General features: G+C 60.3%; 26 protein-coding genes. 24 read left to right on the forward strand and 2 right to left on the reverse strand.

Going from position 1 to position 25,929, the window contains the following annotated elements; all coding sequences use genetic code 11:
- Window positions 1–9 precede the first annotated feature (9 nt).
- Both A4C63_RS08775 and A4C63_RS08780 read right to left on the reverse strand, forming a co-directional pair.
- Window positions 10–660 (reverse strand): HAD family hydrolase, encoded by a 651-nt coding sequence (locus tag A4C63_RS08775; RefSeq protein WP_063912326.1) that lies wholly within the window; start codon window positions 658–660, stop codon window positions 10–12.
- A gap of 121 nt (window positions 661–781) precedes the next feature.
- Entirely contained in the window at window positions 782–1,330 is a 549-nt protein-coding gene (locus tag A4C63_RS08780) for a gamma carbonic anhydrase family protein (RefSeq protein WP_063912327.1), read from the reverse strand.
- Window positions 1,331–1,396: 66 nt separating this feature from the next.
- Between A4C63_RS08780 and prlC the strand changes: the two genes are divergently transcribed.
- The 24 genes from prlC (at window position 1,397) to A4C63_RS08900 (ending at window position 25,911) form a co-directional block, all read left to right on the forward strand.
- Complete coding sequence (gene prlC, locus A4C63_RS08785) at window positions 1,397–3,484, forward strand: oligopeptidase A (RefSeq protein ID WP_063912328.1); 2,088 nt, start codon at window positions 1,397–1,399, stop codon at window positions 3,482–3,484.
- Window positions 3,481–3,762 carry a YheV family putative zinc ribbon protein gene (locus A4C63_RS08790; protein ID WP_063912329.1) on the forward strand — a complete coding sequence of 94 codons (282 nt, stop codon included), beginning with the start codon at window positions 3,481–3,483 and terminating at the stop codon, window positions 3,760–3,762. The genes prlC and A4C63_RS08790 overlap by 4 nt, the downstream gene beginning before the upstream one ends.
- Before the next feature lie 110 nt (window positions 3,763–3,872).
- Entirely contained in the window at window positions 3,873–5,867 is a 1,995-nt protein-coding gene (locus tag A4C63_RS08795) for a M3 family metallopeptidase (RefSeq protein ID WP_063912330.1), read from the forward strand.
- Between the two features lie 77 nt (window positions 5,868–5,944).
- A complete protein-coding gene (locus A4C63_RS08800; RefSeq protein ID WP_063912331.1) occupies window positions 5,945–7,003 on the forward strand; it encodes a PA0069 family radical SAM protein in 1,059 nt (352 codons plus the stop codon).
- Between the two features lie 439 nt (window positions 7,004–7,442).
- Window positions 7,443–8,399, forward strand: a complete 957-nt coding sequence (gene trbB / locus A4C63_RS08805; protein ID WP_256202908.1) for a P-type conjugative transfer ATPase TrbB — start codon at window positions 7,443–7,445, stop codon at window positions 8,397–8,399.
- Between the two features lie 14 nt (window positions 8,400–8,413).
- Window positions 8,414–8,809, forward strand: a complete 396-nt coding sequence (gene trbC, locus A4C63_RS08810; RefSeq protein ID WP_082888283.1) for a conjugal transfer system pilin TrbC — start codon at window positions 8,414–8,416, stop codon at window positions 8,807–8,809.
- A gap of 3 nt (window positions 8,810–8,812) precedes the next feature.
- Complete coding sequence (locus A4C63_RS08815) at window positions 8,813–9,124, forward strand: conjugal transfer protein TrbD (protein ID WP_063912333.1); 312 nt, start codon at window positions 8,813–8,815, stop codon at window positions 9,122–9,124.
- Complete coding sequence (locus A4C63_RS08820; protein WP_063912334.1) at window positions 9,121–11,679, forward strand: VirB4 family type IV secretion/conjugal transfer ATPase; 2,559 nt, start codon at window positions 9,121–9,123, stop codon at window positions 11,677–11,679. Before A4C63_RS08815 ends, A4C63_RS08820 begins: the two co-directional genes overlap by 4 nt.
- A complete protein-coding gene (locus tag A4C63_RS08825; RefSeq protein ID WP_063912335.1) occupies window positions 11,676–12,440 on the forward strand; it encodes a conjugal transfer protein TrbF in 765 nt (254 codons plus the stop codon). Before A4C63_RS08820 ends, A4C63_RS08825 begins: the two co-directional genes overlap by 4 nt.
- A gap of 10 nt (window positions 12,441–12,450) precedes the next feature.
- The gene (trbG, locus tag A4C63_RS08830) at window positions 12,451–13,341 is read left to right on the forward strand and encodes a P-type conjugative transfer protein TrbG (RefSeq protein WP_063912336.1); all 891 of its coding nucleotides are present in this window, start codon (window positions 12,451–12,453) and stop codon (window positions 13,339–13,341) included.
- Window position 13,342: 1 nt separating this feature from the next.
- Entirely contained in the window at window positions 13,343–13,786 is a 444-nt protein-coding gene (locus A4C63_RS08835; protein WP_063912337.1) for a hypothetical protein, read from the forward strand.
- Window positions 13,787–13,792: 6 nt separating this feature from the next.
- On the forward strand, window positions 13,793–15,184 hold the full coding sequence (locus tag A4C63_RS08840) for a TrbI/VirB10 family protein (RefSeq protein ID WP_063912338.1): 1,392 nt from the start codon (window positions 13,793–13,795) through the stop codon (window positions 15,182–15,184).
- A gap of 23 nt (window positions 15,185–15,207) precedes the next feature.
- Window positions 15,208–16,020: a P-type conjugative transfer protein TrbJ gene (gene trbJ, locus A4C63_RS08845; protein WP_063912339.1), complete on the forward strand. Its 813-nt coding sequence runs from the start codon at window positions 15,208–15,210 to the stop codon at window positions 16,018–16,020.
- Window positions 16,017–16,190, forward strand: a complete 174-nt coding sequence (locus A4C63_RS26260) for a hypothetical protein (protein ID WP_156510856.1) — start codon at window positions 16,017–16,019, stop codon at window positions 16,188–16,190. Before trbJ ends, A4C63_RS26260 begins: the two co-directional genes overlap by 4 nt.
- On the forward strand, window positions 16,187–17,872 hold the full coding sequence (gene trbL, locus A4C63_RS08850) for a P-type conjugative transfer protein TrbL (protein WP_063912340.1): 1,686 nt from the start codon (window positions 16,187–16,189) through the stop codon (window positions 17,870–17,872). The genes A4C63_RS26260 and trbL overlap by 4 nt, the downstream gene beginning before the upstream one ends.
- Before the next feature lie 13 nt (window positions 17,873–17,885).
- Complete coding sequence (locus tag A4C63_RS08855) at window positions 17,886–18,188, forward strand: TrbM/KikA/MpfK family conjugal transfer protein (protein ID WP_063912341.1); 303 nt, start codon at window positions 17,886–17,888, stop codon at window positions 18,186–18,188.
- A 12-nt stretch (window positions 18,189–18,200) separates the two neighbouring features.
- Window positions 18,201–18,815: a transglycosylase SLT domain-containing protein gene (locus A4C63_RS08860; protein ID WP_063912342.1), complete on the forward strand. Its 615-nt coding sequence runs from the start codon at window positions 18,201–18,203 to the stop codon at window positions 18,813–18,815.
- Window positions 18,816–18,999: 184 nt separating this feature from the next.
- On the forward strand, window positions 19,000–19,626 hold the full coding sequence (locus A4C63_RS08865; protein ID WP_156510857.1) for a hypothetical protein: 627 nt from the start codon (window positions 19,000–19,002) through the stop codon (window positions 19,624–19,626).
- Window positions 19,627–19,688: 62 nt separating this feature from the next.
- Window positions 19,689–21,383, forward strand: coding sequence for a phospholipase effector Tle1 domain-containing protein (locus A4C63_RS25460; protein ID WP_082888284.1), 1,695 nt, complete (start codon window positions 19,689–19,691; stop codon window positions 21,381–21,383).
- A gap of 189 nt (window positions 21,384–21,572) precedes the next feature.
- Window positions 21,573–22,205, forward strand: coding sequence for a hypothetical protein (locus tag A4C63_RS08880; protein ID WP_256202909.1), 633 nt, complete (start codon window positions 21,573–21,575; stop codon window positions 22,203–22,205).
- Window positions 22,206–22,369: 164 nt separating this feature from the next.
- The gene (locus tag A4C63_RS08885; RefSeq protein ID WP_063912347.1) at window positions 22,370–22,828 is read left to right on the forward strand and encodes a hypothetical protein; all 459 of its coding nucleotides are present in this window, start codon (window positions 22,370–22,372) and stop codon (window positions 22,826–22,828) included.
- Window positions 22,829–22,898: 70 nt separating this feature from the next.
- On the forward strand, window positions 22,899–24,593 hold the full coding sequence (locus A4C63_RS08890; RefSeq protein WP_063912348.1) for a DUF2235 domain-containing protein: 1,695 nt from the start codon (window positions 22,899–22,901) through the stop codon (window positions 24,591–24,593).
- Window positions 24,590–25,360 (forward strand): TraX family protein, encoded by a 771-nt coding sequence (locus A4C63_RS08895; protein WP_256202910.1) that lies wholly within the window; start codon window positions 24,590–24,592, stop codon window positions 25,358–25,360. The genes A4C63_RS08890 and A4C63_RS08895 overlap by 4 nt, the downstream gene beginning before the upstream one ends.
- Before the next feature lie 11 nt (window positions 25,361–25,371).
- Window positions 25,372–25,911, forward strand: coding sequence for an IncP plasmid survival protein KfrC family protein (locus A4C63_RS08900; protein WP_063912349.1), 540 nt, complete (start codon window positions 25,372–25,374; stop codon window positions 25,909–25,911).
- Window positions 25,912–25,929 lie beyond the last annotated feature (18 nt).

Below are 25,929 nucleotides of genomic sequence, written 5' to 3' on the forward strand. Positions count from 1 at the left end.
CAATGGCCATCAAGCCTTGAGAAATGCCTGATGCATCTCGGCCAAGGTAGCAAAGTGGAATGCCGGTTCTTCCGCCATCAACTCCTCCTGGCTACCAAACCCATACCCCACCGCCACTGCCTGCAAACCATTGCTGCGCGCACCGATCAGGTCATGCTTGCGGTCGCCGATCATCAGGGTCTGCGCCGGGTCCAGCCCTTCTTCATCAAGCAGATGGCGAATCAGCTCGACTTTGTTGGTGCGCGTGCCGTCCAGCTCACTGCCGTAGATCACCTTGAAGTGGTGGTCAAAGGCGAAGTGCCGGGCGATTTCACGGGCGAACTCCCACGGCTTGGAGGTGGCGATGTACAGCGTGCGGCCTTGGCCGTTCAGGGCCTCGAGCAGCTCCGGTACACCGTCGAACACCAGGTTTTCGTACAGGCCGGTGACGCTGAAGCGTTCCCTATAGAAGTTCACCGCATCCCAGGCCTTGGCTTCGTCGAAGCTGTAGAACTGCATGAAGGCCTGCAGCAGGGGTGGGCCGATGAAGTGTTCGAGGCGGGTGAGGTCCGGCTCGTCGATGCCCAGTTTGGCCAGGGCGTACTGGATCGAGCGGGTGATGCCCAGGCGAGGGTCGGTCAGGGTGCCGTCGAGGTCGAACAGGATGTTTTGCTGGTGCATTTACTGAGTTCCACTTGAGTGCTGCGTGGTCTTCTTCGCGGGTAAACCCGCTCCCACAGGGATATCACAGGGCCTAAGGCCGGCGCCGTACCTGTGGGAGCGGGTTTACCCGCGAATGCGGTCATTCAGGTTGGTCGTAGCCTTCGGCCAGGTGCTGGTCCTTGAGCTTCACGTAGTTGCTGGCGCTGTAGGCGAAGAATGCGTGTTCCTGGTCGTTCAGCAGCCGGGCCTGTTTCACCGGGCTGCCCATGTACAGGTAGCCACTGGCCAGGCGCTTGCCTGGCGGCACCAGGCTACCGGCGCCAATGATCACTTCGTCCTCGACGATGGCGCCGTCCATGATGGTGCTGCCCATGCCGACCAGGATGCGGTTGCCCAGGGTGCAGCCATGCAGCATGACCTTGTGGCCGATGGTCACTTCGTCGCCGATGATCAGCGGGAAACCGTCCGGGTTGAAGGGACCTGCGTGGGTGATGTGCAGCACGCTGCCGTCCTGCACGCTGGTGCGCGCGCCGATGCGGATGCGGTGCATGTCGCCGCGTACCACGGTCAACGGCCAGACCGAGCTGTCTTCACCGATTTCCACGTCGCCCAGCACTACCGCCGACCGGTCGACGAAGGCCCTGGGCCCAACTTTCGGAGTGTGTTGCTGGAAGCTTCGGATGGCCATGATAGCGTCTCTCATCTGTGCCGATAGGCAGGCTGCCTGCTGCGGTCGGCGTCGATTGTAATTAAGATGGGGCAGTGTTTCTTCTGCCAAGGTATCCAAACCGTGAGTGCGAACAACCCGCTTCTGCAGTCCTACGATCTGCCGCCCTTCTCGCAAATCCGTGCCGAACACGTGTTGCCGGCGATCGAAGCGATCCTGGCCGACAACCGTAAAGCCATTGCCGAGATCCTCGAAAAGCAGGGCAAGAACCCGACCTGGGCCGGCCTGGTGCTGGCCATGGACGAACTGAACGACCGCCTGGGCGCCGCCTGGAGCCCGGTCAGCCACCTCAATGCGGTGTGCAACAGCGCGGAACTGCGCGAAGCCTACGAGTCGTGCCTGCCGGCGCTGAGCGCCTACTCTACCGAACTGGGCCAGAACCGTGCGCTGTTCGAAGCCTACCAGGCGCTGATCGACAGCCCGGAGGCCGCCGGCTTCGACGCGGCGCAAAAGACTATCCTCGAGCATGCCCTGCGTGACTTCCGCCTGTCGGGTATCGACCTGCCGGCTGATAAACAGCAGCGCTACGCCGAAGTGCAGAGCAAGCTCAGCGAGCTGGGCAGCCGTTTCTCCAACCAGCTGCTCGACGCCACCCAGGCCTGGACCAAGCACGTTACCGACGAAGCCGCGCTGGCCGGCCTGACCGATTCGGCCAAGGCGCAGATGGCCGCCGCCGCCCAGGCCAAGGGCCTCGACGGCTGGCTGATCACCCTGGAATTCCCCAGCTACTACGCGGTAATGACCTACGCCAGCGACCGTGCCCTGCGCGAAGAGCTTTACGCCGCCTACTGCACCCGTGCCTCGGACCAGGGCCCGAATGCTGGCCAGTTCGACAACGGCCCGGTGATGCAGGAAATCCTCGGCCTGCGCCAGGAGCTGGCCGAACTGCTGGGCTACAAGAACTACGCCGAGCTGAGCCTGGCCACCAAGATGGCCGAGTCCAGCGACCAGGTGCTGAGTTTCCTGCGCGACCTGGCCAAGCGTTCCAAGCCGTTCGCTGCCCTGGATCTGGAGCAGCTCAAGGCCTACGCCGCGGAGCAGGGCTGCCCTGAGCTGGCCAGCTGGGACGCCGGCTACTTCGGCGAGAAGCTGCGCGAGCAGCGCTACAGCGTGTCGCAGGAAGCGCTGCGCGCCTACTTCCCGATCGACAAGGTGTTGAACGGCCTGTTCAGCATCGTGCAGCGCCTGTACGGTATCGAAATCGCCGAGCTCAAGGGCTTCGACAGCTGGCACCCGGACGTGCGCCTGTTCGAGATCAAGGAAAACGGCCAGCACGTCGGCCGCTTCTTCTTCGACCTCTACGCCCGCGCCAACAAGCGTGGCGGCGCCTGGATGGATGGCGCGCGTGACCGTCGCCGCACCGCAGCTGGCCAGCTGCAGAGCCCGGTGGCCAACCTTGTGTGCAACTTCACCCCGGCCGCGCCCGGCAAGCCGGCGCTGTTGACCCACGATGAAGTCACCACCTTGTTCCATGAGTTCGGCCATGGCCTGCACCACATGCTGACCCGCATCGAGCATGCTGGTGTATCCGGCATCAACGGCGTGGCCTGGGACGCGGTCGAACTGCCGAGCCAGTTCATGGAAAACTGGTGCTGGGAGCCGGAAGGCCTGGCCCTGATCTCCGCCCACTACGAAACCGGCGCACCCCTGCCCCAGGACCTGCTGGACAAGATGCTGGCGGCGAAGAACTTCCAGTCGGGCATGATGATGGTGCGTCAGCTGGAGTTCTCGCTGTTCGACTTCGAGCTGCATGCCACCCATGGTGACGGCCGCAGCGTGCTGCAGGTGCTCGAAGGCGTACGCGACGAGGTGTCGGTCATACGCCCACCGGCGTACAACCGCTTCCCCAACAGCTTTGCGCACATCTTTGCTGGTGGTTACGCGGCGGGCTACTACAGCTACAAATGGGCCGAGGTACTGTCGGCTGACGCCTTCTCGCGCTTCGAGGAAGAAGGCGTGCTGAACGCCGAGACCGGTCGCGCCTTCCGCGAGGCGATACTGGCACGCGGTGGCTCGCGCGAGCCGATGGAGCTGTTCGTCGACTTCCGTGGCCGTGAGCCTTCCATTGATGCCTTGCTGCGCCATAGTGGCCTGAGCGAGGACGCTGCAGCATGAGCGAGGTAGCCGTGAACAAGACCAAGAAACGCTTCATTGCCGGGGCGGTATGCCCGGCGTGCAGCGAGAGCGACAAGTTGATGATGTGGAACGAAGACGGCGTACCACACCGCGAGTGCGTGGCCTGCGGCTTTACCGACACCCTCAACGAGCAGGGCTTGTCGGTGCCGAAGGAACTCGGCACCCGGGTCAACCATCTGGAACCGAAAGCCGCGCCGGCCAAGGTACAGACGGTGCAGTTCTTCCCCAACCCGAAGCTGAAGAAGCCGGCTGAATAAAGCCGTCGTGCCGCCCGGGCGCCGTGCCCGGGTGGTAGATAGTCAGGCCACCTGCTGCACGCTGGCCATGCAAGCTCGCCTGCTCTTTTCTACGAGCAAGGTGTTGCGCCATGGACAACCCACTTCTGCAAAATAGCCATATCCCCGTCGATTATCCGGCGATCACCATTGAAAACATGCAAGTTGCCTTTGAACACGTGCTGTTGGCGCACGAGCAAGGCATCGAACGCATCCTCCTCGATCAGCAGGCCATGCCAACCTGGGATGACATGGTGCTGGCGGTGGACGGGCTGGATAGCCAGCTGCTGGCGGTGTTGTACGCTGCCTCGCCATTGGTTGATCGGGATGAAGCCTGGGCCGCGGCCATTATCGAGTTCTTCGCCAAGGCCACGGAGCGGTTCGAACAGAAGTTCACCAACGCCGCACTGCAGGCCCTGTATGAGCGCTTGGCCAACAGCGACATCGGCAAGCAACTGGATGCCCAGAAACGCGCCACGTTGCGCTGGCATCTGGACAAGTTCACCGCCAGTGGTGCATCGCTCGCCCCTGCAGGCAAGGTACGCCTGGCCGAACTCCTGAAACAGATTAGCGCTGCGCGCGAGGCGTTTCGCAGCAACATCAACCGGCCAGGGCTGAGCGTCACGGATGAATCCGAACTGAGCGGTGTACCTCAACGTATCCGTGACGAGCTGGCTACAAGGGCACGGGAGTCGGGTAAACCCGGCTGGTTGATTGCGTGTGAAAGCGTGACCACCGATGCCGTGCTCAAGCATGCTGACAACCGGCAGCTGCGTGAGCGTGTGTACCGGGCTTATAACACCCGAGGCGTCGGCCTTGGCCTGCAGCAGGACAACCGCTCGCACCTGGAGCAACTGGCGAGGCTGCTGGAAGAAAAGGCCCACCTGCTCGGCTTTGCCAGCCATCTGGAGCAGAGCCTGCATGTGAAGAGCGCGGGTTCGGTTGCCCAGGTGCACGGCTTTCTTCATGACCTGGCCGACCATGTACGGCCGGCCATGTTGCAGCGGCGCGCAGATATGCAGCGCCAGGCCGCAGCCAAGGGGCTGGGGAACGTCCAACCCTGGGACATTGCCTACCTGCAGGCCTCGTCGCGCTCGGTGCTTTCCACCGAAGCCTTGCGCGAATACTTCCCGCTGAATGCTGTGGTAGGCGCGTTGCAGCAACTGGCGGAGAAGCTGTTTGGCGTGACGCTGCAGGCCAGGCCGCTGGCAACCTGGGATGACAGTGTGCAACCGTTCGAGGTGTGGCAGGACAACGCCTTGATCGGTTTCCTCTACCTGGACGCCGTACAGCATGCCGGCAAGCAGCCTGACTCGGTGTTCACTACCTACATTCGCAACCGCCGGGTCGATGCCGAGGGGATCTACCAGGCGGCCTCGGTGGTGGTCTACAGCGACGTGCCAGCAGCGCTGCCGGGTAGCCAGCCGTTGCTGGACCATCTGTCACTGCGCAAGCTGTTCCATGAGTTTGGCCATGCCTTGCACCACTTGCTGGTGCGCACGACCAACCACGTGATGTCCAACGTCACCGAACTCGGCACCGATGGCGTGGAGTTGTTCGGCAAGCTGTTCGAGCGCTGGGTCTGGGACGCGGATTACCTGGTGGCGATCTCGTCGCACCAGCGCGATGGCAGCCAGCTTACCCGGGCGCGGGTCGATGAGTGCCTGCGTCGCTTGCGGCAGCAAGGCGTGGAGGAAACCGCGCGCGATCTGAGCCTGGCACTGTTCGACCTGGACCTGCATGGCACGCCGAATGATGGCCGGTCCCTTGAGCAGCGCCTGGGCGACGCCCGTGAGTGTTGTGGCTACTGGCCCCTGGCCGACTTCGAACACCCGGCGCATGCCTTCGACCATCTGGTGAACGGCTACGACGCCGGCTATTACGCCTATCTATGGTCAGATGTGCACGCCTTCGACCTGTTCACCCGCTTCGAGGCCCAAGGCCTGCTGGATCGGGCCACAGGCAGGGCGCTGCAGGAGACGCTGCTTGCCCCGGGAGCATCGCGCCCGTTGCGTGAAGGCATCGAGGTTTTCCTTGGCCGGCAAGCGAGCCAGCTGCCTTACCTGCGTTGGCACGGGCTGAAGTGAGGGGCCGCTGACCGGAGGTGCTGGAAAGAATCAGGCATGCACGATACTGTATATGAATACAGTATTTGGGGTGAGCCATGATTCCACCAGTACCACACAAGGGCCGTGGCACGGCGCACAATCCGCACAACCGTTTTGCCCCCAGCCATTCTGTGGCGGAGGATGACGGCTGGTACCAGGAGGTACCGCAAACCCAGGGCACCGAGGTACGGGTAGAGATGGCCAAGTCGGTGATCAGCCGCAACACCTCGCCCGACTTGCCCTTCGACCGCTCCATCAACCCTTACCGTGGCTGCGAGCATGGTTGCATTTACTGCTATGCCCGCCCTTCCCACGCCTACTGGGACCTTTCCCCCGGCCTGGATTTCGAGACCAAGCTGATTGCCAAGACCAATGCCGCCGAGGTGCTCGCGCAACAACTGAGCAAACCGGGTTACGTGTGTGCACCGATCAACCTGGGCTCCAATACCGACCCGTACCAGCCGATCGAGCGGGAGCAACTGCTGACCCGGCGCCTGCTCGAAGTGCTGCTGCGTTTTCGCCACCCGGTGACCATCGTCACCAAGGGTTCGCTGGTATTGCGCGACCTTGACCTGCTGGCCGAGATGGCCCGCCAGCGCCTGGCGCGGGTGATGATCAGCCTGACCACGCTGGACGATGACCTGAAACGGGTACTGGAACCGCGTGCGGCGTCACCCAAGGCGCGCTTGCGAGCGATCCGCGTGTTGCGCGAGGCGGGGGTGCCAGTGGGCGTGTTGTGTTCGCCGATGATTCCAATGATCAACGACAGTGAACTGGAGCGCCTGCTGGAGGCGGCCAGGGAGGCTGGCGCGCAGAGCGCGGCCTACATGATGTTGCGCCTGCCGCTGGAGGTGGCGCCGTTGTTCGAGCAATGGCTGCAGGACCATTACCCGCAGCGGGCGGCGCATGTGTTGAGCCTGATCCGCCAGAGCCGCGGTGGCGAGCTGTATGACAGCCGGTTTGGTGTGCGCATGCGCGGTGAAGGGGTATTTGCCGAATTGCTGGCTCAACGCTTCGCCAAGACCATGCGCAAACTGGATTTCGAAGGGCGAGATTCCCAAGTACTTGACTGTACGAAGTTCAGTCCTCCAGGTGGCCAGTTGCCATTGCTCTGATGGGTTGTTGATCTTTGAACAGTTACGCGTGATCACAATATGACCTTGATTGGTGAACTGCTCGAGTTCATGCGCAAGTCAGGTAAGAATACGTCGCGGTTAAATGTGAACTGCGTCATGTTTTTCTAGCAAAACGTGAAGGCAATTTCATTACGAATTGATGCGACAGAGCGCTAGAACCTTGGTTTTGAGCCCTTTCAGAGCGGTCTTGGTGGGGCAGCGTGGTGGCATTTTGGTACTAATTGTGTAGGAAAATTCGCTCCGGTAATCTCCGCGCCTTTCTAAATGGCCGCTCATTGATCAGCGAATTTTTTGCTCGGTCGCCAGTTCGATGGAGCCAAGAAGGCTTCGATTCACTCAAGTTCGATGAGCTGCAGCAGGGAGCTTTAATGCCCTTCCCATGAATGGGGGCGGGCATCATTTTCATGGACGATTAAGTGTGGAAACTGCAGAAACTGCCAGCTTGAAAGATCGCGCCAGGAAAAAGCTGGAGCGCGATGCCGGCCCGCTCATCATCGATGCGCTCAACGACCCTCAGACCGTCGAGCTGATGTGCAATGGTGACGGCAAACTCTGGCTCGAGCAGCTGGGCCAGCCGATGAAGCACATTGGCGACCTGCGCCCGGCGCAGGCCGAGTCCATCATCAAGACGGTGGCCGGCTTCCATGGCAAGGAAGTGACCCGCAGCAAGCCACTGCTCGAAGGCGAATGGCCGCTGGACGGCTCGCGCTTCGCCGGCCAGCTGCCGCCGGTCGTGCGCGCAGCCACTTTCGCCATCCGCAAGAAGGCAGTGGCCATCTACACCCTCGACCAGTACGTCGAATCGTCGATCATGACGCCTGCCCAGTGCGATGCGATCAAGCGCGCCATCCGCGAGCACCGCAACATCCTGGTGATCGGTGGTACCGGTACCGGCAAGACCACCTTGGTCAACGCGGTGATCAACGAAATGGTCGTCGAGTTCCCCAGCGAGCGCGTGTTCATCATCGAGGACACCGGCGAGATTCAATGCGCGGCGAAGAATTTCGTGCAGTACCACACCACCGTGGACGTGAGCATGACCCACCTGCTCAAAACGTCCCTGCGCATGCGCCCCGATCGCATCCTGGTCGGTGAAGTGCGTGGCGAAGAGGCGCTTGACCTGATCGATGCCTGGAACACCGGCCACCCCGGTGGCGCGGCTACTTTGCATGCCAACAGCGCCAGCGAGGGGCTGACCCGTCTGAAGTCCCTGGTTTCCCGCAACAAATCGGCCCCAGCCGAGATCGAGCCGCTGATTGGCGAAGCGGTTCATGTCGTCATTTCCATCGCCAGAACCCCAGAAGGCCGTCGCGTCCAGGAGATCCTCGAGGTTTCCGGGTACGAAAACGGCCGTTACCTCATGCGCAACCTTTAAGGAAAATATCGCACATGCAAGCCAGTACCTCGCTGTTCCGCTTCAACGCCCAAACCTTCGGTTACCTGGCCTTCAGCTTCCTGATGCTGGCTGTGATGGTGGCTCCGGAAAACGCCTTCGCCTCTTCCAGCACCGGTGGTTCGTTGCCCTATGAGAGCTGGCTGACCTCTCTGCGTCAATCGGTTACCGGCCCTGTTGCTTTCGCCCTGTCGATCATCGGCATTGTGGTCGCGGGGGGCGTCCTGATCTTCGGCGGTGACCTCAATGGCTTCTTCCGTACGTTGATCTTCCTGGTGCTGGTAATGGCACTTATCGTTGGCGCCAACAACATCATGACCACCTTCTTCGGCACCAGCGCCGAGCTGGCGCAGCTGCTGCCGCAGTATGGTCCGGTGCAAGGTCAGGTCTGAACCATGACCCTGCGCACGATTCCCATCCGGCGGGCCGGAAACCGGGACAACCTGTTCATGGGCGGGGATCGCGAGCTGGTGATGTTTTCCGGGTTGCTCGCCTTCGCGCTGATCTTCAGTGCCCAGGAAGTTCGGGCAACCGTGGTCGGCCTGGTGCTGTGGTTCGGTGCCCTGTTCGTGCTCCGCGTCATGGCCAAGGCCGACCCGAAGATGCGTCACGTCTACCTGCGCCATCGCCGCTACAAGTCCTATTACCCGGCGCGTAGCACGCCGTTCAGGGACAATCCTCCAAGTCAGGGAAGTCAATACAAATGATCGAAGGTATTGCGTATGCCATCGCTGCCCTCGGTGCTTTGCTGGTACTGCTGCTGGTTCAGCGCTTGCTGCAGGTGGATGCCGAACTCAAGCTGAAGAAGCATCGCTCGAAAGACGCTGGCCTCGCCGACCTGCTAAACCATGCGGCGATGGTCGACGATGGCGTTATCGTGGGCAAGAACGGCGCCTTCATGGCCGCCTGGCTGTACCGCGGTGATGACAACGCCAGCAGCACCGAAGCGCAGCGCGAACTGGTTTCGCTGCGCATCAACCAGGCCTTGGCCGGCCTGGGTAACGGCTGGATGATCCACGTCGATGCGGTACGCCGTCCGGCGTCGAACTACTCTGCGAAAGGTGTCTCGCACTTCGCTGACAGCCTGACTGCAGCCATCGACGAAGAACGCCGTGCGTACTTCGAATCGCTAGGGACCATGTACGAAGGTTACTTCGTGCTGACCCTCACCTATTTCCCACCGATGCTGGCGCAACAGAAATTCGTTGAACTGATGTTCGACGACGACACTGCGCCGCCAGACGCCAAGGCTCGTACACGTAACCTGATCGAGCAATTCAAGCGTGACTGTCTCGGCGTTGAAGGCAGCCTTTCCTCGGTGCTCAAGTTGACGCGCCTGAAAGGCAACCGCATGGTCACCGAGGAAGGTGCCGAGATCACCCATGACGACCTGCTCAGCTGGGTGCAGTTCTGTGTCACTGGTGTAAGCCAGCCGGTCCTGCTGCCAAGCAACCCGATGTACCTGGATGCTGTCATCGGCGGCAAGGAACTTTGGGGGGGCGTAGTACCCAAAATTGGTCGCAACTTCGTCCAGGTAGTGGCCATCGAAGGGTTCCCGCTGGAGTCAGCCCCCGGCATTCTCGCGGCGCTGGCTGAACTGCCTTGCGAATACCGCTGGTCCAGCCGCTTCATTTTCATGGACACCCATGAGGCGGTCCAGCACCTGGAAAAGTACCGCAAGAAGTGGAAGCAGAAAGTGCGCGGCTTCTTCGACCAGGTATTCAATACCAACAATGGCAACATCGACCAGGACGCCCTGGCCATGGTGCAGGACGCCGCCGACGCGATTGCCGAAGTCAATAGCGGCCTGGTTGCGCAGGGGTACTACACCAGTGTGGTGGTGCTCATGAATGAGGACCGTGCCCAGCTGGAAGAAGCTGCCCGCAAGGTCGAGAAAGCCATTGAGCGCATGGGCTTTGCCGCCCGCATCGAATCGATCAACACGCTCGACGCCTACCTTGGCAGCCTGCCTGGGCACGGCGTGGAAAACGTGCGGCGGCCACTGATCAACACCCTCAACCTGGCCGACCTGCTGCCTACCAGCAGCATCTGGACCGGCAGTGCCGATGCGCCCTGCCCGCTCTACCCGCCCCTGTCGCCAGCGCTGATGCACTGCGTGACCAGCGGTGCCACACCGTTCCGCCTGAACCTGCATGTGCGGGACCTGGGCCATACCTTCATGTTCGGCCCGACCGGCGCTGGCAAGTCGACACACCTGGCACTGATTGCGGCCCAGCTGCGTCGCTATCAGGGCATGTCGATTTTCGCCTTCGACAAGGGTATGTCCATGTACCCGCTGGCGGCCGGTATTCGTGCTGAAAGCGGAGGTCTGTCCGGTCGTCACTTCACCGTGGCGGCAGACGACGAGCGCCTGGCCTTCTGCCCGTTGCAATTCCTGGAAACCAAGGGCGACCGCGCCTGGGCGATGGAATGGCTGGACACCGTGCTGGCGCTCAATGGCCTGGAAACCACTGCGGCGCAGCGCAACGAGATCGGCCATGCGGTAATGACCATGTACCGCGACGGCTCCCGCACCCTGTCCGAATTCTGCATCATCGTGCAGGACGAGGCCGTGCGTGAAACCCTGCGCCAGTACACGGTCGACGGCACGATGGGCCACTTGCTCGATGCCGAGGAAGACGGCCTGGCGCTGTCCGACTTCACCGTGTTCGAGATCGAGGAACTGATGAACCTGGGCGACAAGTACGCCTTGCCGGTGCTTCTGTACCTGTTCCGCCGCATTGAATGCGCACTCAAGGGGCAGCCCGCGGTGATCATTCTCGACGAAGCCTGGCTGATGCTCGGTCACCCTGCCTTCCGCGAGAAAATCCGCGAGTGGCTCAAGGTATTGCGTAAAGCCAACTGCCTGGTGCTGATGGCCACCCAGAGCCTGTCGGACGCGGCCAACTCGGGGATCCTCGATGTCATCGTCGAGTCCACTGCCACCAAGATCTTCCTGCCCAACGTCTATGCCCGCGACGAGGACACCGCTGCCCTCTACCGGCGCATGGGGCTGAACGCCCGGCAGATCGAAATCCTCGCCACCGCTATTCCCAAGCGCCAGTACTACTACGTGTCGGAGAACGGCCGACGCCTCTACGACCTGGCCCTGGGCCCGCTGGCGCTGGCCTTCGTCGGCTCCTCCGACAAAGAGTCGGTGGCCGCCATCAAGCGCCTGGAAGCCAAGTTCGGTGATGGCTGGGTGGCCGAGTGGCTGGCGGCCAGGGGCCTCAGATTGAACGACTATGGAGTGGCCGCATGAGCCTCGCTGAAAGCATCAAGGGGATGGTCATGAAACGCCCCGCCAAGGCTTCCGCCACGAACGGTGAAAGCAACACGGCCGGACCCAAGGGCGCCGTGCTCGATAACCCGTACCTGACCGCCCGTCGTACGTGGAACGACCATGTTGGTAGCGTGGTGACTTCGCGTCAGTCCTGGCAGGTGGTAGGCATCCTTTCGATGATGGTCGCCCTCGCCGGTGTCGGCGGCATCATCCATATCGGTAGCCAGTCCAAGTTCGTGCCTTACGTCGTGGAAGTCGACAAGCTCGGCCAACCGATGGCAGTCGCGCCGGCGCAGGTGGCCCAGCCCGTCGACCTGCGGGTGGTGAAGTCACAGGTGGCCTTGTTTATCGCGGATGCCCGCACCGTTACACCGGATGTCGCGCTTCTGCGCAAATCGATCTTCCGCCTGTACGCCTTGCTGGCGCCGAACGACGCGGCAACGCAGAAGATGAACGAGTGGCTCAATGGCACCAAGGAATCGAGCCCGTTCCTGCGTGCAGCCGAGGAAACCGTCAGCGTCGATATCCGCTCGGTCATGCAGCAGACCCCGGAAACCTGGCAGGTCGATTGGGAAGAAGTCACCCGTGACCGCCAGGGCCTGATCAAGAGCAAGGCCAACTGGCGTGCCCTGGTGACCACCTATACCGCCGAACCCACTACCCAGACCAGCGAAGAGCAAATACGGATGAACCCGATCGGGACTTACGTGCGCGACTTCTCCTGGTCCAAGCAACTCTGAAGGACCGACCATGAACCGTTACCTTTGCGCCATCCTCGCGGCACTCCTGCCCGCGTTCGCGCAGGCCGCGCCAGGAACAAGCCAGGCCGATCTGTACTTCTCCGATGCCAATCCGACCCTCACGCCGCAAGAGAAGGCCGCGTTGGCCATTTCCCAGCGTTGGCAGCAGGCCAGCGCCACCGGCATCAAGCCAGTGGACGGCGGCGACGGTACCGCCCGCTTCATCTACGGCGCCCAACAGCCGAGTATCGTCTGTGCCGTGCTGCAGGTCTGCGACATCGCCCTGCAAGCCGGTGAGCAGGTCAACTCGATCAACCTTGGCGACACTGCACGCTGGACGGTCGAGCCGGCCATCACCGGCATGGGCGAGAGCGAGGTCCAGCACCTGATCATCAAGCCGATGGATGTGGGTCTGGAAACCTCCCTGGTGGTCACCACCAACCGTCGCACCTACCACTTCAAGCTGCGCTCGCACCGTACCCAGTACATGCCTCAGGTCGCCTTCACCTATCCGGAAGAGGCACTGGCGAAATGGAACCTGATCAAGACCCGCGAAGCGACCGAGCGCAAGAAGGCGACCATCCCGGAAACCGGTGAGTACCTGGGCAACCTGAATTTCGAATACACCGTCAGTGGCGATACCTCGTGGAAGCCGGTGCGTGTCTACAACGATGGCAGCAAGACCATCATCCAGATGCCGCGCAGCATGGCCCAGACCGAAGCACCGTCGCTGTTGGTGGTGCGCAAGGACGGTGGCTGGTTCCGCGATGACGAGACCGTGATGGTCAACTATCGCATCCAGGGCGACCGCTACATCGTCGACACCGTCTTCGACAAGGCCATCCTGATTGCCGGTGTCGGCAAGTCCCAGGACCGTATCACCATCCAGCGGGGTAAATGATATGCGCGCATGGATTGCACTGTTCGCCCCCCTCTGGCTCGCCGCCTGCGCAAGCGGCCCATATGGCAACTTCGCCGAGCGCACCACGCCGGCAATCAACCAGCAGCTGGCCGGTGCCACTGTGCGCCAGCTGGCCGTGGTTCACCCACCGGCCAGCACGCGCCTGCGGATCAACCAGGAAACCCCCGATGGCTATGGCGCCTCGCTGGTGAGCACGCTGCGCGCTGCCGGCTTCTCGGTGCAGGAATTCGACCCCAAGGCCCAGCCTGCGCCAACGCCGGCCGGTACGGTTGCGCCGCTGCCAGTCAACTATATCGTCGATGCGCCTAAGGACAGCGAGCTGTTCCGCGTCACCCTGCTGGTCGGGCGTGAATCCCTGAGCCGCGTCTACGCGGTACAGAACGGCCGCCTGTTGGCCGCAGGTGCCTGGGTGCGCAAGGAGTGACGAGCGATGAGTAACATGAACGACGCCATGTCTCCGGATGCGTCCCCCGGCAAGCTGAACCGCAACGCCGGTGTGCGCCGGGTCAACAACTGGCCGATGTACATCATTGGCGGTGCTGCCATGACCTTCTTGCTGATCATGCTGCTGGTCGCAGCCGATCGTGCGGAGAAGCAGAACAAGCCGGTGGAAAAGGAAGCTGAAAAAGCCGGCAACAGCAGCCTGTTTGCCCAGCAGATCAACGGCATCGATTCGGATGGCATCATCCCGAGCAAGGCCGAGCCGCCGGCTGTTCCGGTGCTGGACAACACGCAAGCCCAGCCGGCCGCCCTGCAAGTTGTGCGACCGTCCAACCTCGACGCACCGCCCATGCCACCGCGTGAAATGCTGTCAGATGTCAATGCCGAAGAGCTCGAGCGCATTCGGCGCATGAAGATGCAGCAGCTCCAGGAAGCCGTTCAGGCACGCAGCACCGTGCAGGTAACGGCGCCGCGCAGCGCGGGCTCGAGTGCTGCTGGTGGTGCTGGTGGTCCGCTCAGCCAGCAGGACGCCCTGGCCCGTATCGCTGCCGCGCGTCAACGCCTGGATGAACAATCGCGCAGCGATCCGAATGCAGCCTTCAAGGCCCGACTGGCCGAGTTGCGCTCTGCCGGCATTGGCGCGGGCGCGGGCGGCGGTGGCGGAGCAGAAAGCGACTCGCCATTCCTGATGCAGGCTTCGGCCAGCGGCGGCAAGGACTACAAGCAGTTCGGCAGCACCCCCGGCGAAGATCGCTGGCGACTGGATGCCAGCCCTGAGGCGCCACGCAGCCCCTATGAACTGCGTGCAGGCTTTGTTATCCCAGCCATGCTGGTGTCCGGTATCAATTCCGATTTGCCGGGGCAGATCATGGCCCAGATATCACAGGCTGTGTACGACACCGCCACCGGCAAGCACCTGCTGCTTCCGCAAGGCTCGCGCTTGGTCGGCAGCTACTCCAGCGATGTTGCCTACGGTCAGAAGCGCGTGCTGGTAGCTTGGCAGCGCATCATCTTCCCTGATGGCAAGGCGATGGACATCGGCTCGATGCCAGGCGCGGACATGGGGGGGTACTCAGGTTTCGAAGACCAGGTGAACAACCACTACGTACGGATCTTTGGTTCGGCCCTGTTGATGTCCGGCATCGTCGCCGGTATCAGCCTGAGCCAGGACCGCGCCAGTAGCGACAGCTCCGACCGCGAGACGGCCAGCAGCGCCATGAGTGAAGCGCTCGGCCAGCAACTCGGCCAGGTTACCGCACAGATGATTGCGAAGAACCTGAACATTGCGCCCACGCTGGAGATTCGTCCGGGGTATCGCTTCAACGTGATGGTAACCAAGGACCTGACGTTCTCGAAGCCTTACCAGTCCTTCGATTACTGATGACACACGCCAAGGAGAGGAACATGAAGTCTACGACGTTAGTGAAACCTGCGATTGCGCTGTTGGCCGGTCTGGGATTCACCTTGCAGGCTCAAGCCGGTATTCCTGTTATCGATGGGGCGAACGTTGCCCTGAATCAGGTCACAATGGCCGAAAGCATCGCGCAGACAATTAAGCAGATCGAAGAGTACAAAATGCAGTCAGATCAATTTCTGACTCAGGTACAGCAGTTCACAACGCAAAAGGAACAGTACGCCAACATGTTGCAGAACACTGCGGCACCTGTGACGAACATCTGGGGGCAAGCGCAGGACACCATAAAAAAGCTAACAGCCGCTACCGACACTTTGGAGTACTACAAGCAACAGGCGGGTAGCCTGGAGCAGTACCTGAGCAAATTCCAAGACCTCGACTATTACAGAAATAGCCCATGCTTCACTGCATCGGGCTGCTCTGATGCCGAGCGGGCTAATCTGGAAAAGAGCCAGGAACAGGCTAGCCGTAGTCAGAAAAAGGCCAATGACGCTATGTTCCAAGGCCTCGAGCAACAGCAGGCCAATATCCGGCGCGATTCTGACAGGCTTCAGGACCTACAACGAGATGCGCAAGATGCGAAGGGGCAGATGCAAGCCATCGGCTATGCCAACCAGTTGGCAAGCCAACAAGCCAACCAGTTATTGCAAATACGTGCTCTGCTGATGGCTCAACAGAACGCACTCGCCACCAAGATGCAAGCTGAAGCCGACAAGGATGCCCAGCATCAGGCTGCTAGCGAGCAGTTCTGGGACATGGGAGGCGCAACCAACCGCAGCAAAAGCAAGGGGTATACACCATGAAACACGCTATCAATATCGCCGTTCTCGTTGTCTTGTCCGCTGTAATGCTGAGCGGCTGCTGGGATTCTGAAGTTGAAAAGAAGGCCAAGGAGCAAGAACAGCAGTCCAAAGATTTCTGGGACATGGGCGGTCCTACTGACCGCAGCAAGAGCAAGGGTTACACACCATGAGACAGCGCGTCCTCTGGTGGGTGGCTTTGCTGTCTTTGCTATTGCTTTCGCAAACGGCAGCGGCAGCCGACTCAGGGGTCCTGAACGATGTGGTCGACAAGTTCAAGCAAGCTACCAATGGTTGGGCCAGCGTCATCCAGGGTTATGCAACCTGGTTGTTCTGGACCTTGGCCACCATTTCCCTTGTTTGGACCTTCGGCTTCATGGCGCTACGTAAAGCAGATATCGGTGAGTTCTTTGCTGAATTTCTTCGGTTCTGCATTTTTACAGGTTTTTACCTGTGGTTACTGCGCAACGGACCAGAATATGCCATGAGTATTATCCGCTCGATGATGACCATCGGGGCCAAGGCTGGTGGGGTGGCGGAGCTAAATCCCTCTACGCCCGTAGATATTGCATTCGATATTCTGGAGCGGTCATTCAAGAGCTTGAGCATGCGCCACCCTATCGATAGCATTGGGATCATTCTGGTTTCCCTGATCATTTTGGTGTGCTTGGCCACAGTGGCTGCCAATGTTCTTCTTGTCCTAGTAACCGCGTGGATTATGGCCTACGCCGGCATGTTTGTGCTTGGCTTCGGTGGCTCGCGCTGGACGTCCGAGATCGCCATGGGCTATTTCCGTACCGTGGCCGGGCTTGGAATGAAGCTACTGACCATGACCCTGATGATCGGGATTGCTACGTCTGTAGTTAATGGCCACTTAGCAGACATAGCCAACGGTGCGTCGATCAGCCAGCTTCTGGTCATTTGCGTTGTGGCCCTTGTGCTCGCCATGCTGATTCACAGTTTGCCCAATATGGTTGCCGGCTTGATCCCTGGCGGTGGCGGCGCAGCAGGTTCTGTTGGCTCGTTCAGCACAGGCGCCGTTGCCGGCGCTGCCGCTGGCGCTGCTTCAACGGCCATGTCCATGGCGAGTAATATGGCCGGTGCGGCGCAATCCATGTATTCGGCATTCAAAGGTTCGCAATCCAGTGTGGCAGCAGGCACAGATATCGCTTCGCGTATCTCCGGAATGCTGGGCGGTGGTGGCAGTGCTGGCGGTAACAGCAGCGCGGGTAGCAATAGTGCAGGTACCAATAATAGTGCTGGCGGAGCCACCCCATTGAGTGGCGTCATGGGGTTGGCATCGGTAGCTTCTGGGAGCCTTGGGGGGCGGGCGGACTCTGCGCTCTCTTCGATGTCAGCGATGGCAGGTGAAGCGTCCGCTGCTGGTGAGCAAAACTCTGGCGCCGGTTCGGAGGGTTCTGCTGGCGCTGGCTCCGAGGCCAGTGCGGGTGGGTCGATGCAGGATAGTCCAGGAGGATCCACGGAAAGCGCATCCGCCGGCAGTTCCGAGGCTTTGGCTCAAGCGGCTGGCGGGAGCGGTCGCGTCGAGACAGTTGGGTCATCCAGCGGTGCGACTCAAACCAAGGGGACCGCTGGAAGGAGCGACGGTGGCCTATCCAGCAAGGCAGGTACTGCTGGTCGTGTCGCTCTCGATATGGGCGCCAGTCTGCTCTCCGGCATGGGACGGATGGCCCAGTCGCGTATCGACAAGAGCTTCGCTGGGAAACTGGCTGCAGAGATTTCCAAACCCGGGTCCAGCAACGCGACCAAGCTGGACACTGCTTCATCCAGCCGAAGTTTTGACCCGGCTGCCGAGGTGGCAGCCTATCGCGACAGCAAACAGGAAAAAGCCTAGACAAGGAGTTCGCATGGCCATTGCAAAACTACTATCGGCAACTTTACTGACCGCCACCTTCGCCATCGCCCTCCCCGCCGAAGCCCGCGATCCTTGTGCCACTGTGCTGTGCATGTGGGGCAAGCTCAAGGGCGCCGGCGTGGTGGCAAACTGCGATGGCCCAGTCGCCGACTACTTCAGCATCGTCAAGCGGAAGAAAGGCAAGATCAAGCTGAGCCAGACCGCTGACGCCCGCAAGTCCTTCCTCGACAGCTGTCCGAAGGCCGACCCGAGCGCGACCAGGTCGATCAACAACAAGTTCGGCAAGGTCATCTGAGGCGCGCCCGGGATGCCATTCGTTGCCGACGCACCGCCACCGGCCCTCAGCGAGCCGATCGCCTGTTCGATCATGGCCGCCGTGAAGTACGAGTTGCCGGTGAATATCGTCCTCGCCGTGGCCGCCCAGGAGGGCGGCAAGCCGGGCCAGTGGGTGCGCAACCGCAACGGCACCTACGACGTGGGGCCCATGCAGTTCAATACCTCGTACCTGCGCGAACTCTCGCGCTATGGCATCACCCCCGAGGATGTCGAACAGGGTGGCTGCTATTCCTACGACCTGGCGGCCTGGCGCCTGCGTGGCCATGTGCGTAACGACCGCGGCGACCTGTGGACGCGGGTAGCCAACTATCATTCACGCACGCCAGCGATCAATGCGCGCTACCGCCAGCAGGTGATGCGTCGCGCGGCTTGGTGGGCCGACTGGCTCGATGCACGCTTCGCCACGCAGCAGGTGGCACAGGGCGCGGTGTTCTCCGGTGTGCCGAGCAAGGCTCCGGTTGCGGCTGTCGAAACGGCACCGTTGGAGGCGGCTGCCATGCGGCAGCCGGTCACACCGCAACCCGCCCCAACGTCTGCTTATGTGCCCCGTGGGCTGGTGACGGAGCACGGGGGAGGGATTAGGTGATAGCGGGTCACACATTGCGTAATCCTGCATGGCGCGGTCACGAAGCGGCCGTTAATGTGGCCCAAATTGACGGGTGGTCCCTGGCCGCCGTTTTCTCGGTATTCTTCGCCCACGCAAGGCGGCTTGAGCTGCGACTCAGCATCAAACAGGTACCTGCCAAGAGGCCTATGCAGGGAGTCCAAGATTGAACGATGCAACTTTCAACGCGAAGGCACTCAAATTAGGTAACGCCGATTTCCGCATCAACGATATTTGGTCGCGGTTTCGCCTGGGATCGCTCATACCTCTGGTTCTGGGGGGCTGTGTGCTTCTATCTACAACTTCATCTGCACTTCAAGCCAAGGAGATTTCCATGCCAGAAAATCATGGCCAGTACCAACCCTATACCCCTGACATGAAACTGCCTGAAGGCGTGTTTCCGCCCATGCAGGGCTACACCAACGCGGAACTCGCGACCGCAGCGTGCCAGAGTGTCGAGCGTGTGTTCAAGGAAAACAATTTAGACCCGACACTTGCGCGGGAATCTCTTTTCGACCTTTTTAATCATCTGACCGCTGCCTATCAATCCGAAGCTGTGGATTACCAGATTTCGACGTGGTACCAAAAACCATATGATGATCCATCGGCCCGAGCTGAGAGCGTCAAGGCGATGGCCAAGGAATTCAACGCGTTTACCATACGTGCGGCTGGTGACGCGTTGATCAAATCGCCTCTGAACAATTTGAGCAGGGATTTTAAACGAAGTTACCTGGAAAGCGCGGGCAATAGTATCCAGAGCCTGATAGAAACCTTGAACACCCCTGCCAACTGAGTACTTCAAACGGGCACGCCAAAGCGCTACTACTCGCTAAAGACTGATCATAGGGATATGACATGAGCGACAAGTTACATTTCACAGTGTATTTCGATGGCACTGGAAATAACAAGGATGTGGATACGCCCAAGAGTGCGCATAGCAACGTTGCCCGGCTCTATGAAGCGGATCAGGCCAAGGGCACCAACCTTGCACACAATTCGGGTCACGAACCCCAGCAATACGACGCTCATGATCGCTCTGGTCAATCTGAAAAGATCTATTTCGATGGTGTTGGCAGTCAGCCCAATGTTACCCTGCGCTCCCTTACTGAAGGTGGGACTGGCTTGGGTAGCCAGGCGCGTATCGATCAGGCGTACGACGCCATTGTCGCGTTCCATAATAAATACCCCGATCAGAAAGTAGACGTGAATATTGTTGGATTCAGTCGTGGTGCTGCCCAGAGTCGTGCCCTGGCCAATCAACTTATCGAGCGCGGCGTCCCTAGAACTGACGAGTTTGGAAAGCCCACAGGCGGCTTCCTGATTCCGCCGGGTGACGCTCACATCAATAAACTTGCCATTTTTGACACGGTAGCTTCGTATGGTTACGCCATATCCGATACCCATCTGGGAAAAAAACTGGCGATAGGCAAGAACGTGGGCTCCACCACCCACATGGTGGCAATGAATGAATATCGTGAAACGTTCCGCCTCACGAGTGCATTGCGTAAGGACGATAACTCACGAATCGAAGAGCTAAAATTTGCTGGGGCGCATTCTCAGGTGGGCGGCGGCTATCCGGATGACGTACTGGCGGCTGGTCCTTATGCGGTAATGTACAACCGTCTGCAGATGGCCGGCGTCCAAATGGGGCCGATGCAGCAAGCCGACATACAGAACATCCAGAAGTACAACAACATCATTAATAGCCCCGAAAAGGTGCAGCAGGCGTTAATCGATTCACGTTTGCGATACGGCGACAAGGCTTTCAGCCAAAACGCTGACGGCACTTTTCAGAAGGTCGACAATACGCCTTTCCCTATGGAGCGTGGCTATTTCAATGCCCGGGAACGACAGCGCCAGCCGTTCGACCACCAAACTTCGGGTCGGGGAGTTCTTTTTGAAAATGATGACAGCCTTAGTCGCCTCCAGATCGCAAGGACTGCTGAGTACTTTGGGAGTTGGTTGAACGATCTTGGACGACAGGTGTTATCCAGCGTTACCCGATTCGTCGGGAAGGACGAGCCGAAACTGGCATTGGACGAGATGCTGTATCGTTCCGAGCGGAAGCTCGCTGATAGTAAAGCCGTTACACTAGAGCAAAGTGCCACATTGTCCGCCGAGCTCAAGTCCTCTCGTCCTAGCGCACAATATATTGAAAGCTTGAACCTCCAAACAGTGCCAATTCCTGGGCAAGTCATTCAAGGGCAACAGAACGACTCGCAAACCCAAAAACGCAGCGACTCGTTCAAGGCCATGGAACAAAAGGCTCGCGGTCTCAATCCGGTGGCCAAGATAGACGAAGCTTCGGAGAGTGGCCACAAGGCCATCAGCGGAGTGGTCGTCGACATGGACGAACATCACATCCTGCAGAAGGTCGGCAAGACCGACCTGTTCGTCATACATGACCGCCGCGATATCGACCCGAACCGCACTTTCCAGATGGGCAGAAGTACCGCGATCGTGCATAGCAAAGGCATCGGCGATCTGGCGGGCACCTTCGTGGCAAAAATGGAGCCGGATCCAGCATTGGCCAATGTCATGCGGCGCTGATAGGTGCAAGAGCCAATAGTGCTGAAGGCGATGTCCGTAGGCCTGGTCGTGACCTGGGTAAGCAGAAATGCTGTTCCAGTCCACCAGCGGTGCCGTTTGATTGTTACCTCGGTATTCTTCTGCCAACGAAAGGTGTCTGGGTAGCTAATGATAACGAGCCGCCGATAGTCATGTTCAGGGAGATCAATAGTGAAAAGTGCAACCATCGATGCCAAAGCATCCAGTTCGGGCAACGCCTGCTGCTGCACCAAGCGTATGTGGTCGCGGCTTCGTCTGGGCTCGCTCATCCCTGTGGTGCTGGGCGCCGGTGTGCTGCTGCCTGCTACTTCGTCTGCAGTTCAAACCAAGGAGTTTTCCATGCAAGACAATCAAGGCCAGTACCAGCCTTATAAACCTGGCATGAAACTGCCTGATGGTGTTTCCCCTCCGATGCAGGGTTATACCCATGGCGACCTGGTCGCCGCAGCCCAGGCGCGTGTAGAAGCGTTCATGAAAGACCAGAAGGTTGACCCAACGCTGATCCGCGAGTCGTTGATTGCTCTGGCTACCCATCTGAATACCAGGCTTGAGAAAGAAGGCGCCGACTATCAGATCTCCAGCTGGTATCAAAAACCGTACGACGACCCGGCGGCGCGTAAACGCAGTGTCGAGCGGTTGGCTGAGCACTTCGGTGGAGTTGCCGTTGATGGCGCGGCGGACTCCCTGGAAGGTTCGCCACTGCTCTATAAAGGTCGCGAATTTTGTACGGACCTGATCGGTGCGGCAGGCGATGGTGTACACGACCTGATCGCTAACTTGAACAACACAGGAACCAGAGATTGAACGGTAAAACCATCGATGCGAAAGCGCCCAGTTCGGGTAACGTCTGTTGCTGCACCAAGAGTATCCGGTCGCGGCTGCGTCTGGGTTCGCTCATCTCTCTAGCGCTGGGGGCCTGTGTGCTCCTGCCTGCCACTTCATCTGCACTTCAAGCCAAGGAGATTTCCATGCAAGACAATCAAGGCCAGTATCAACCCTACACCCCGGGCATGAAGTTGCCTGATGGTGTGTTTCCGCCCATGCCAGGCTACACCCATGCAGACCTTATCGCGGCAGCCCAGGTGCGTGTGGAGGCACTCATGAAGGAGCAGGATATCGATCCGACCCTGATGCGGGAGTCGTTGATTGCTCTGGCGTCTCACCTGAACACGCAGTTCGAGAAGGAAGGCGTCGAGTACCAGGTAGCCAGCTGGTATCAGAAGCCTTATGACGACCCGTCCGCACGTGCCCGTAGTGTCGAGCGAATGGGTGAAGATTTTGGCGGTGCAGCCGTCGACGCGGCAGCCGATTCGCTGAGTGGCTCGCCGTTGTTGCTCAAGGGCAAGGAGTTCTACAAGGCATACATTGGTGCGGCCGGTGATGGCGTGCATGACCTTATCGTGACCCTGAATAAAAAGAGTTCCTGAGGAAACGTCGGCGCGGCGACGCGCCGGTGGATTTACGTTTAAGCCACGTGGCACTTCATAGGGATATGACATGGGCGATGCATTGCGCTTCACGGTGTATTTCGACGGCACCGGCAACAACAAAGATCTGAATACACCTGAGGGCACGCAAACCAACGTAGCCCGGCTATTCGACCTGGATACGGCCAAAGGCACCAATCTGGCGCGGAATTCGGGGCATGTCCCGCAGCAATACGATGCCCAGGACCGCTCCGGCCAATCGGAAAAGGTCTACTTCGACGGGGTTGGCAGTCAAGGCAAGACCTCGGCGCGCTCAGCCCTGGAGGGCGGCACCGGGTTGGGTGGCCAGGAGCGTATCGACCAGGCGTACGACGCCATCGTTGCGTTCCACAACAAGTACCCAGACCAGAAGATCGACGTGAATATCGTCGGCTTCAGCCGTGGGGCCGCACAGTCCCGAGCACTGGCCAACGAATTCATCGAGCGCGGCGTACCCAAGCTGGATGAGCAGGGCAAGGCGACCGGCGACTTCCTGATTCCTCCCGGCCAGGCCCATGTGAACAAGCTGGGCATCTTCGATACCGTGGCTTCCTACGGCAACGCGATGTCGGATACCCACCTGGGCAAGAACCTGGAGATCGGCAAGAACGTCGACTCGACCACGCACCTGGTGGCGGCGAACGAGTACCGTGACACCTTTCGCCTGACCAGCGCCCTGCGCAATGACGACAATTCCCGTATCGAGGAGTTGAAGTTTCCGGGTGCGCACTCGCAGGTTGGCGGTGGCTACAAGGACGACGTACTGGCCGCTGGCCCTCTGGCGGTGATGTATGACCGCCTGCAATCGGCCGGCATCGAGATGAAGCCGATGCAACAGGAAGACTTGCAGCGCATCGGTCAGTACAACGAAGTGATCAAGAGCTCGGAGAAAGTCCAGGAGGCGCTGATCGATTCGCGGTTGATCCATGGTAAGGACGCGTTCACCCGTGGCGCTGACGGCGCCTTTCAGACCGTCGATAACACGCCCTTTCCGATGGAGCGTGGCACGATCAATATCTTTGATCGCCAGGCCCATCCTTTCGACCACCAGACGAATGGTCGGGGAATCATTTTCGAGAATGACAACTCCTTGAGCAAGAGTGGTATTCAGCGGGGCGCCGAGTCGGTTGGAAGCTGGTTCACTGAAAAAGGCTCCCAGCTCAAGGATCGTGCATCCGAGTACCTCGGCTTGCGCAGTCGTTCCGAGCGTCAGGAGGCACGGGCAGATTCATTCGAACAGGAACTGGCCAAATACCGGCAGGCTGCCACCCAGCAAAGCCAGGACATGGCCAACACGATGACAGGTTCGCGACCTGATCAAAGCTTTATCAGCAGCCTGAACCTGCAACCCGTGCCAGTCCCCAAGGATCTCAAACAGGGTCAGCAGCAAGACCCCCAGGCCCAGCAACGCAGCGAGTCGTTCAAGGCCATGGAAGAGAAGGCCCGTAGCCTCAACCCTTCTGCCAGCGTTGGCGAAGCTTCGCAAACCGGGCGCAAGGCCACCAGCGGACTGGTTGTCGACATGGACGAGCATCACATCCTGCAGAAGATCGGCCAGACCGACCAGTTCGTTATCCATGACCGCCGCGATGTTGACCCGAGCCGCAACTTCCAGGTGGGCAAGAGCACCGCGATCGTGCATGACAAAGGTATCGGCGAAGTGGCCCAAAACGTCGCGTCGAAACTGGAGCTGGACGTAAGCCTGTCCCAGGCGATGCGCCGGTGAGTGAGCGTCGTCTGGTTGGTGTGATTGCAGTGCAGCAAAGGCAGAAGACCTTCGCCCTGCCTCGCCTGCAATTGGCTGACGGTGCCCTGGAGGCATTGAAATGGCTGGCGTTGCTGTTGATGACCGGCGACCACGTCAACAAGTACCTGTTCAACGAGACCTTGCCATACCTGTTCGAGGCCGGGCGGTTGGCGATGCCATTGTTCGTGATGGTATTGGCCTGCAATCTGGCGCGCCCGGGTGTCGGGGTAACGGGCGCCTACCGCCGCACTGCGATGCGCCTGTGTCTGTTCGGTGTGTTGGCGACACCACCGTTCATTGCGCTGGGTGGGCTGCTGTATGGCGCCTATCCGCTGAACATTCTCTTTACCCTGCTGGTAATCACCTTGGTCACCGCTGCTTGTGAGCGTGCGGCGGCCGGGCAAGCACATTACTGGGCTGTCGCGCTGTGCGTGTTCGTGGTCGGCGGAGTGCTGGTGGAATTCTGGTGGCCGGCCGTGCTGTTGGGGCTGAGCGTGGGCTGGTATGTGCGGCGTCCGAACGCCATGGCGGGCGTGGGCGTCGTGGTTTCGCTGGCGGCGCTGTCACCGATCAATGGCAACGCCTGGGCGTTCGCCGCCCTGCCCTTGCTGCTGGTGGCCGGTTGGTTGCAGCCGAAGCTGCCACGCTGGCGCTGGCTGTTCTACGGCTATTACCCCCTGCATTTGCTGGTGCTCTGGTTGATCCGCATCCCGATGGCCAAGGCCGGTTACTTATTCCTGATATGAAGCAGGTCCCCATGGACGATCCAAACAAGGCCAAGGCCCGGCTCGGAGAAGCCGGGCAGGCCGTTGAAGCCCAGGCCCAGGCGCTGGCGACCGAGCAGACCGCCCTGCTCGAAGGCAGCCCGGTGCAGATGCGCTACACCCAGGCCCTGGGTGAGTACGTTGAACAGAAGGCGGAACAGGCCCAAGCGCTGGAGCAGCGCCTTGAGAGCCTGGTGCAGCGTCAGCAGGCGCAGCTGCAGCAGAACCTGGCCGGCCGCCCGGGCTGGCTCGCCCTACCCTCCACCCGTGCCACCTGGGAACAGTGCAACCAGCGCTGCCAGGCGCGCCTGCTACAACTGCAGGGCCGTCTCGAGCGGGTGCAGGAGCTGCATCACGGCATGGGCCTTTACAGTCCGCGCATCGAGGAGCTGGCGGTGCGCCGCCTGCGTGCCGAGCAGCCCGAGCTGGCCGAGCAGTGGAGCCTGCAGCGCCAGGCCGAGCGCTCCCTGACCGAAGCGCAGCGGCGCAACCAGGCCCAGGATCTTGGACGTTCACGCACCTCGTCGCCCTGAATCAGTATTCCCTTTTCA

Origin of the sequence: Pseudomonas sp. p21, from assembly GCF_001642705.1 — a bacterium.
GTDB lineage: Bacteria > Pseudomonadota > Gammaproteobacteria > Pseudomonadales > Pseudomonadaceae > Aquipseudomonas.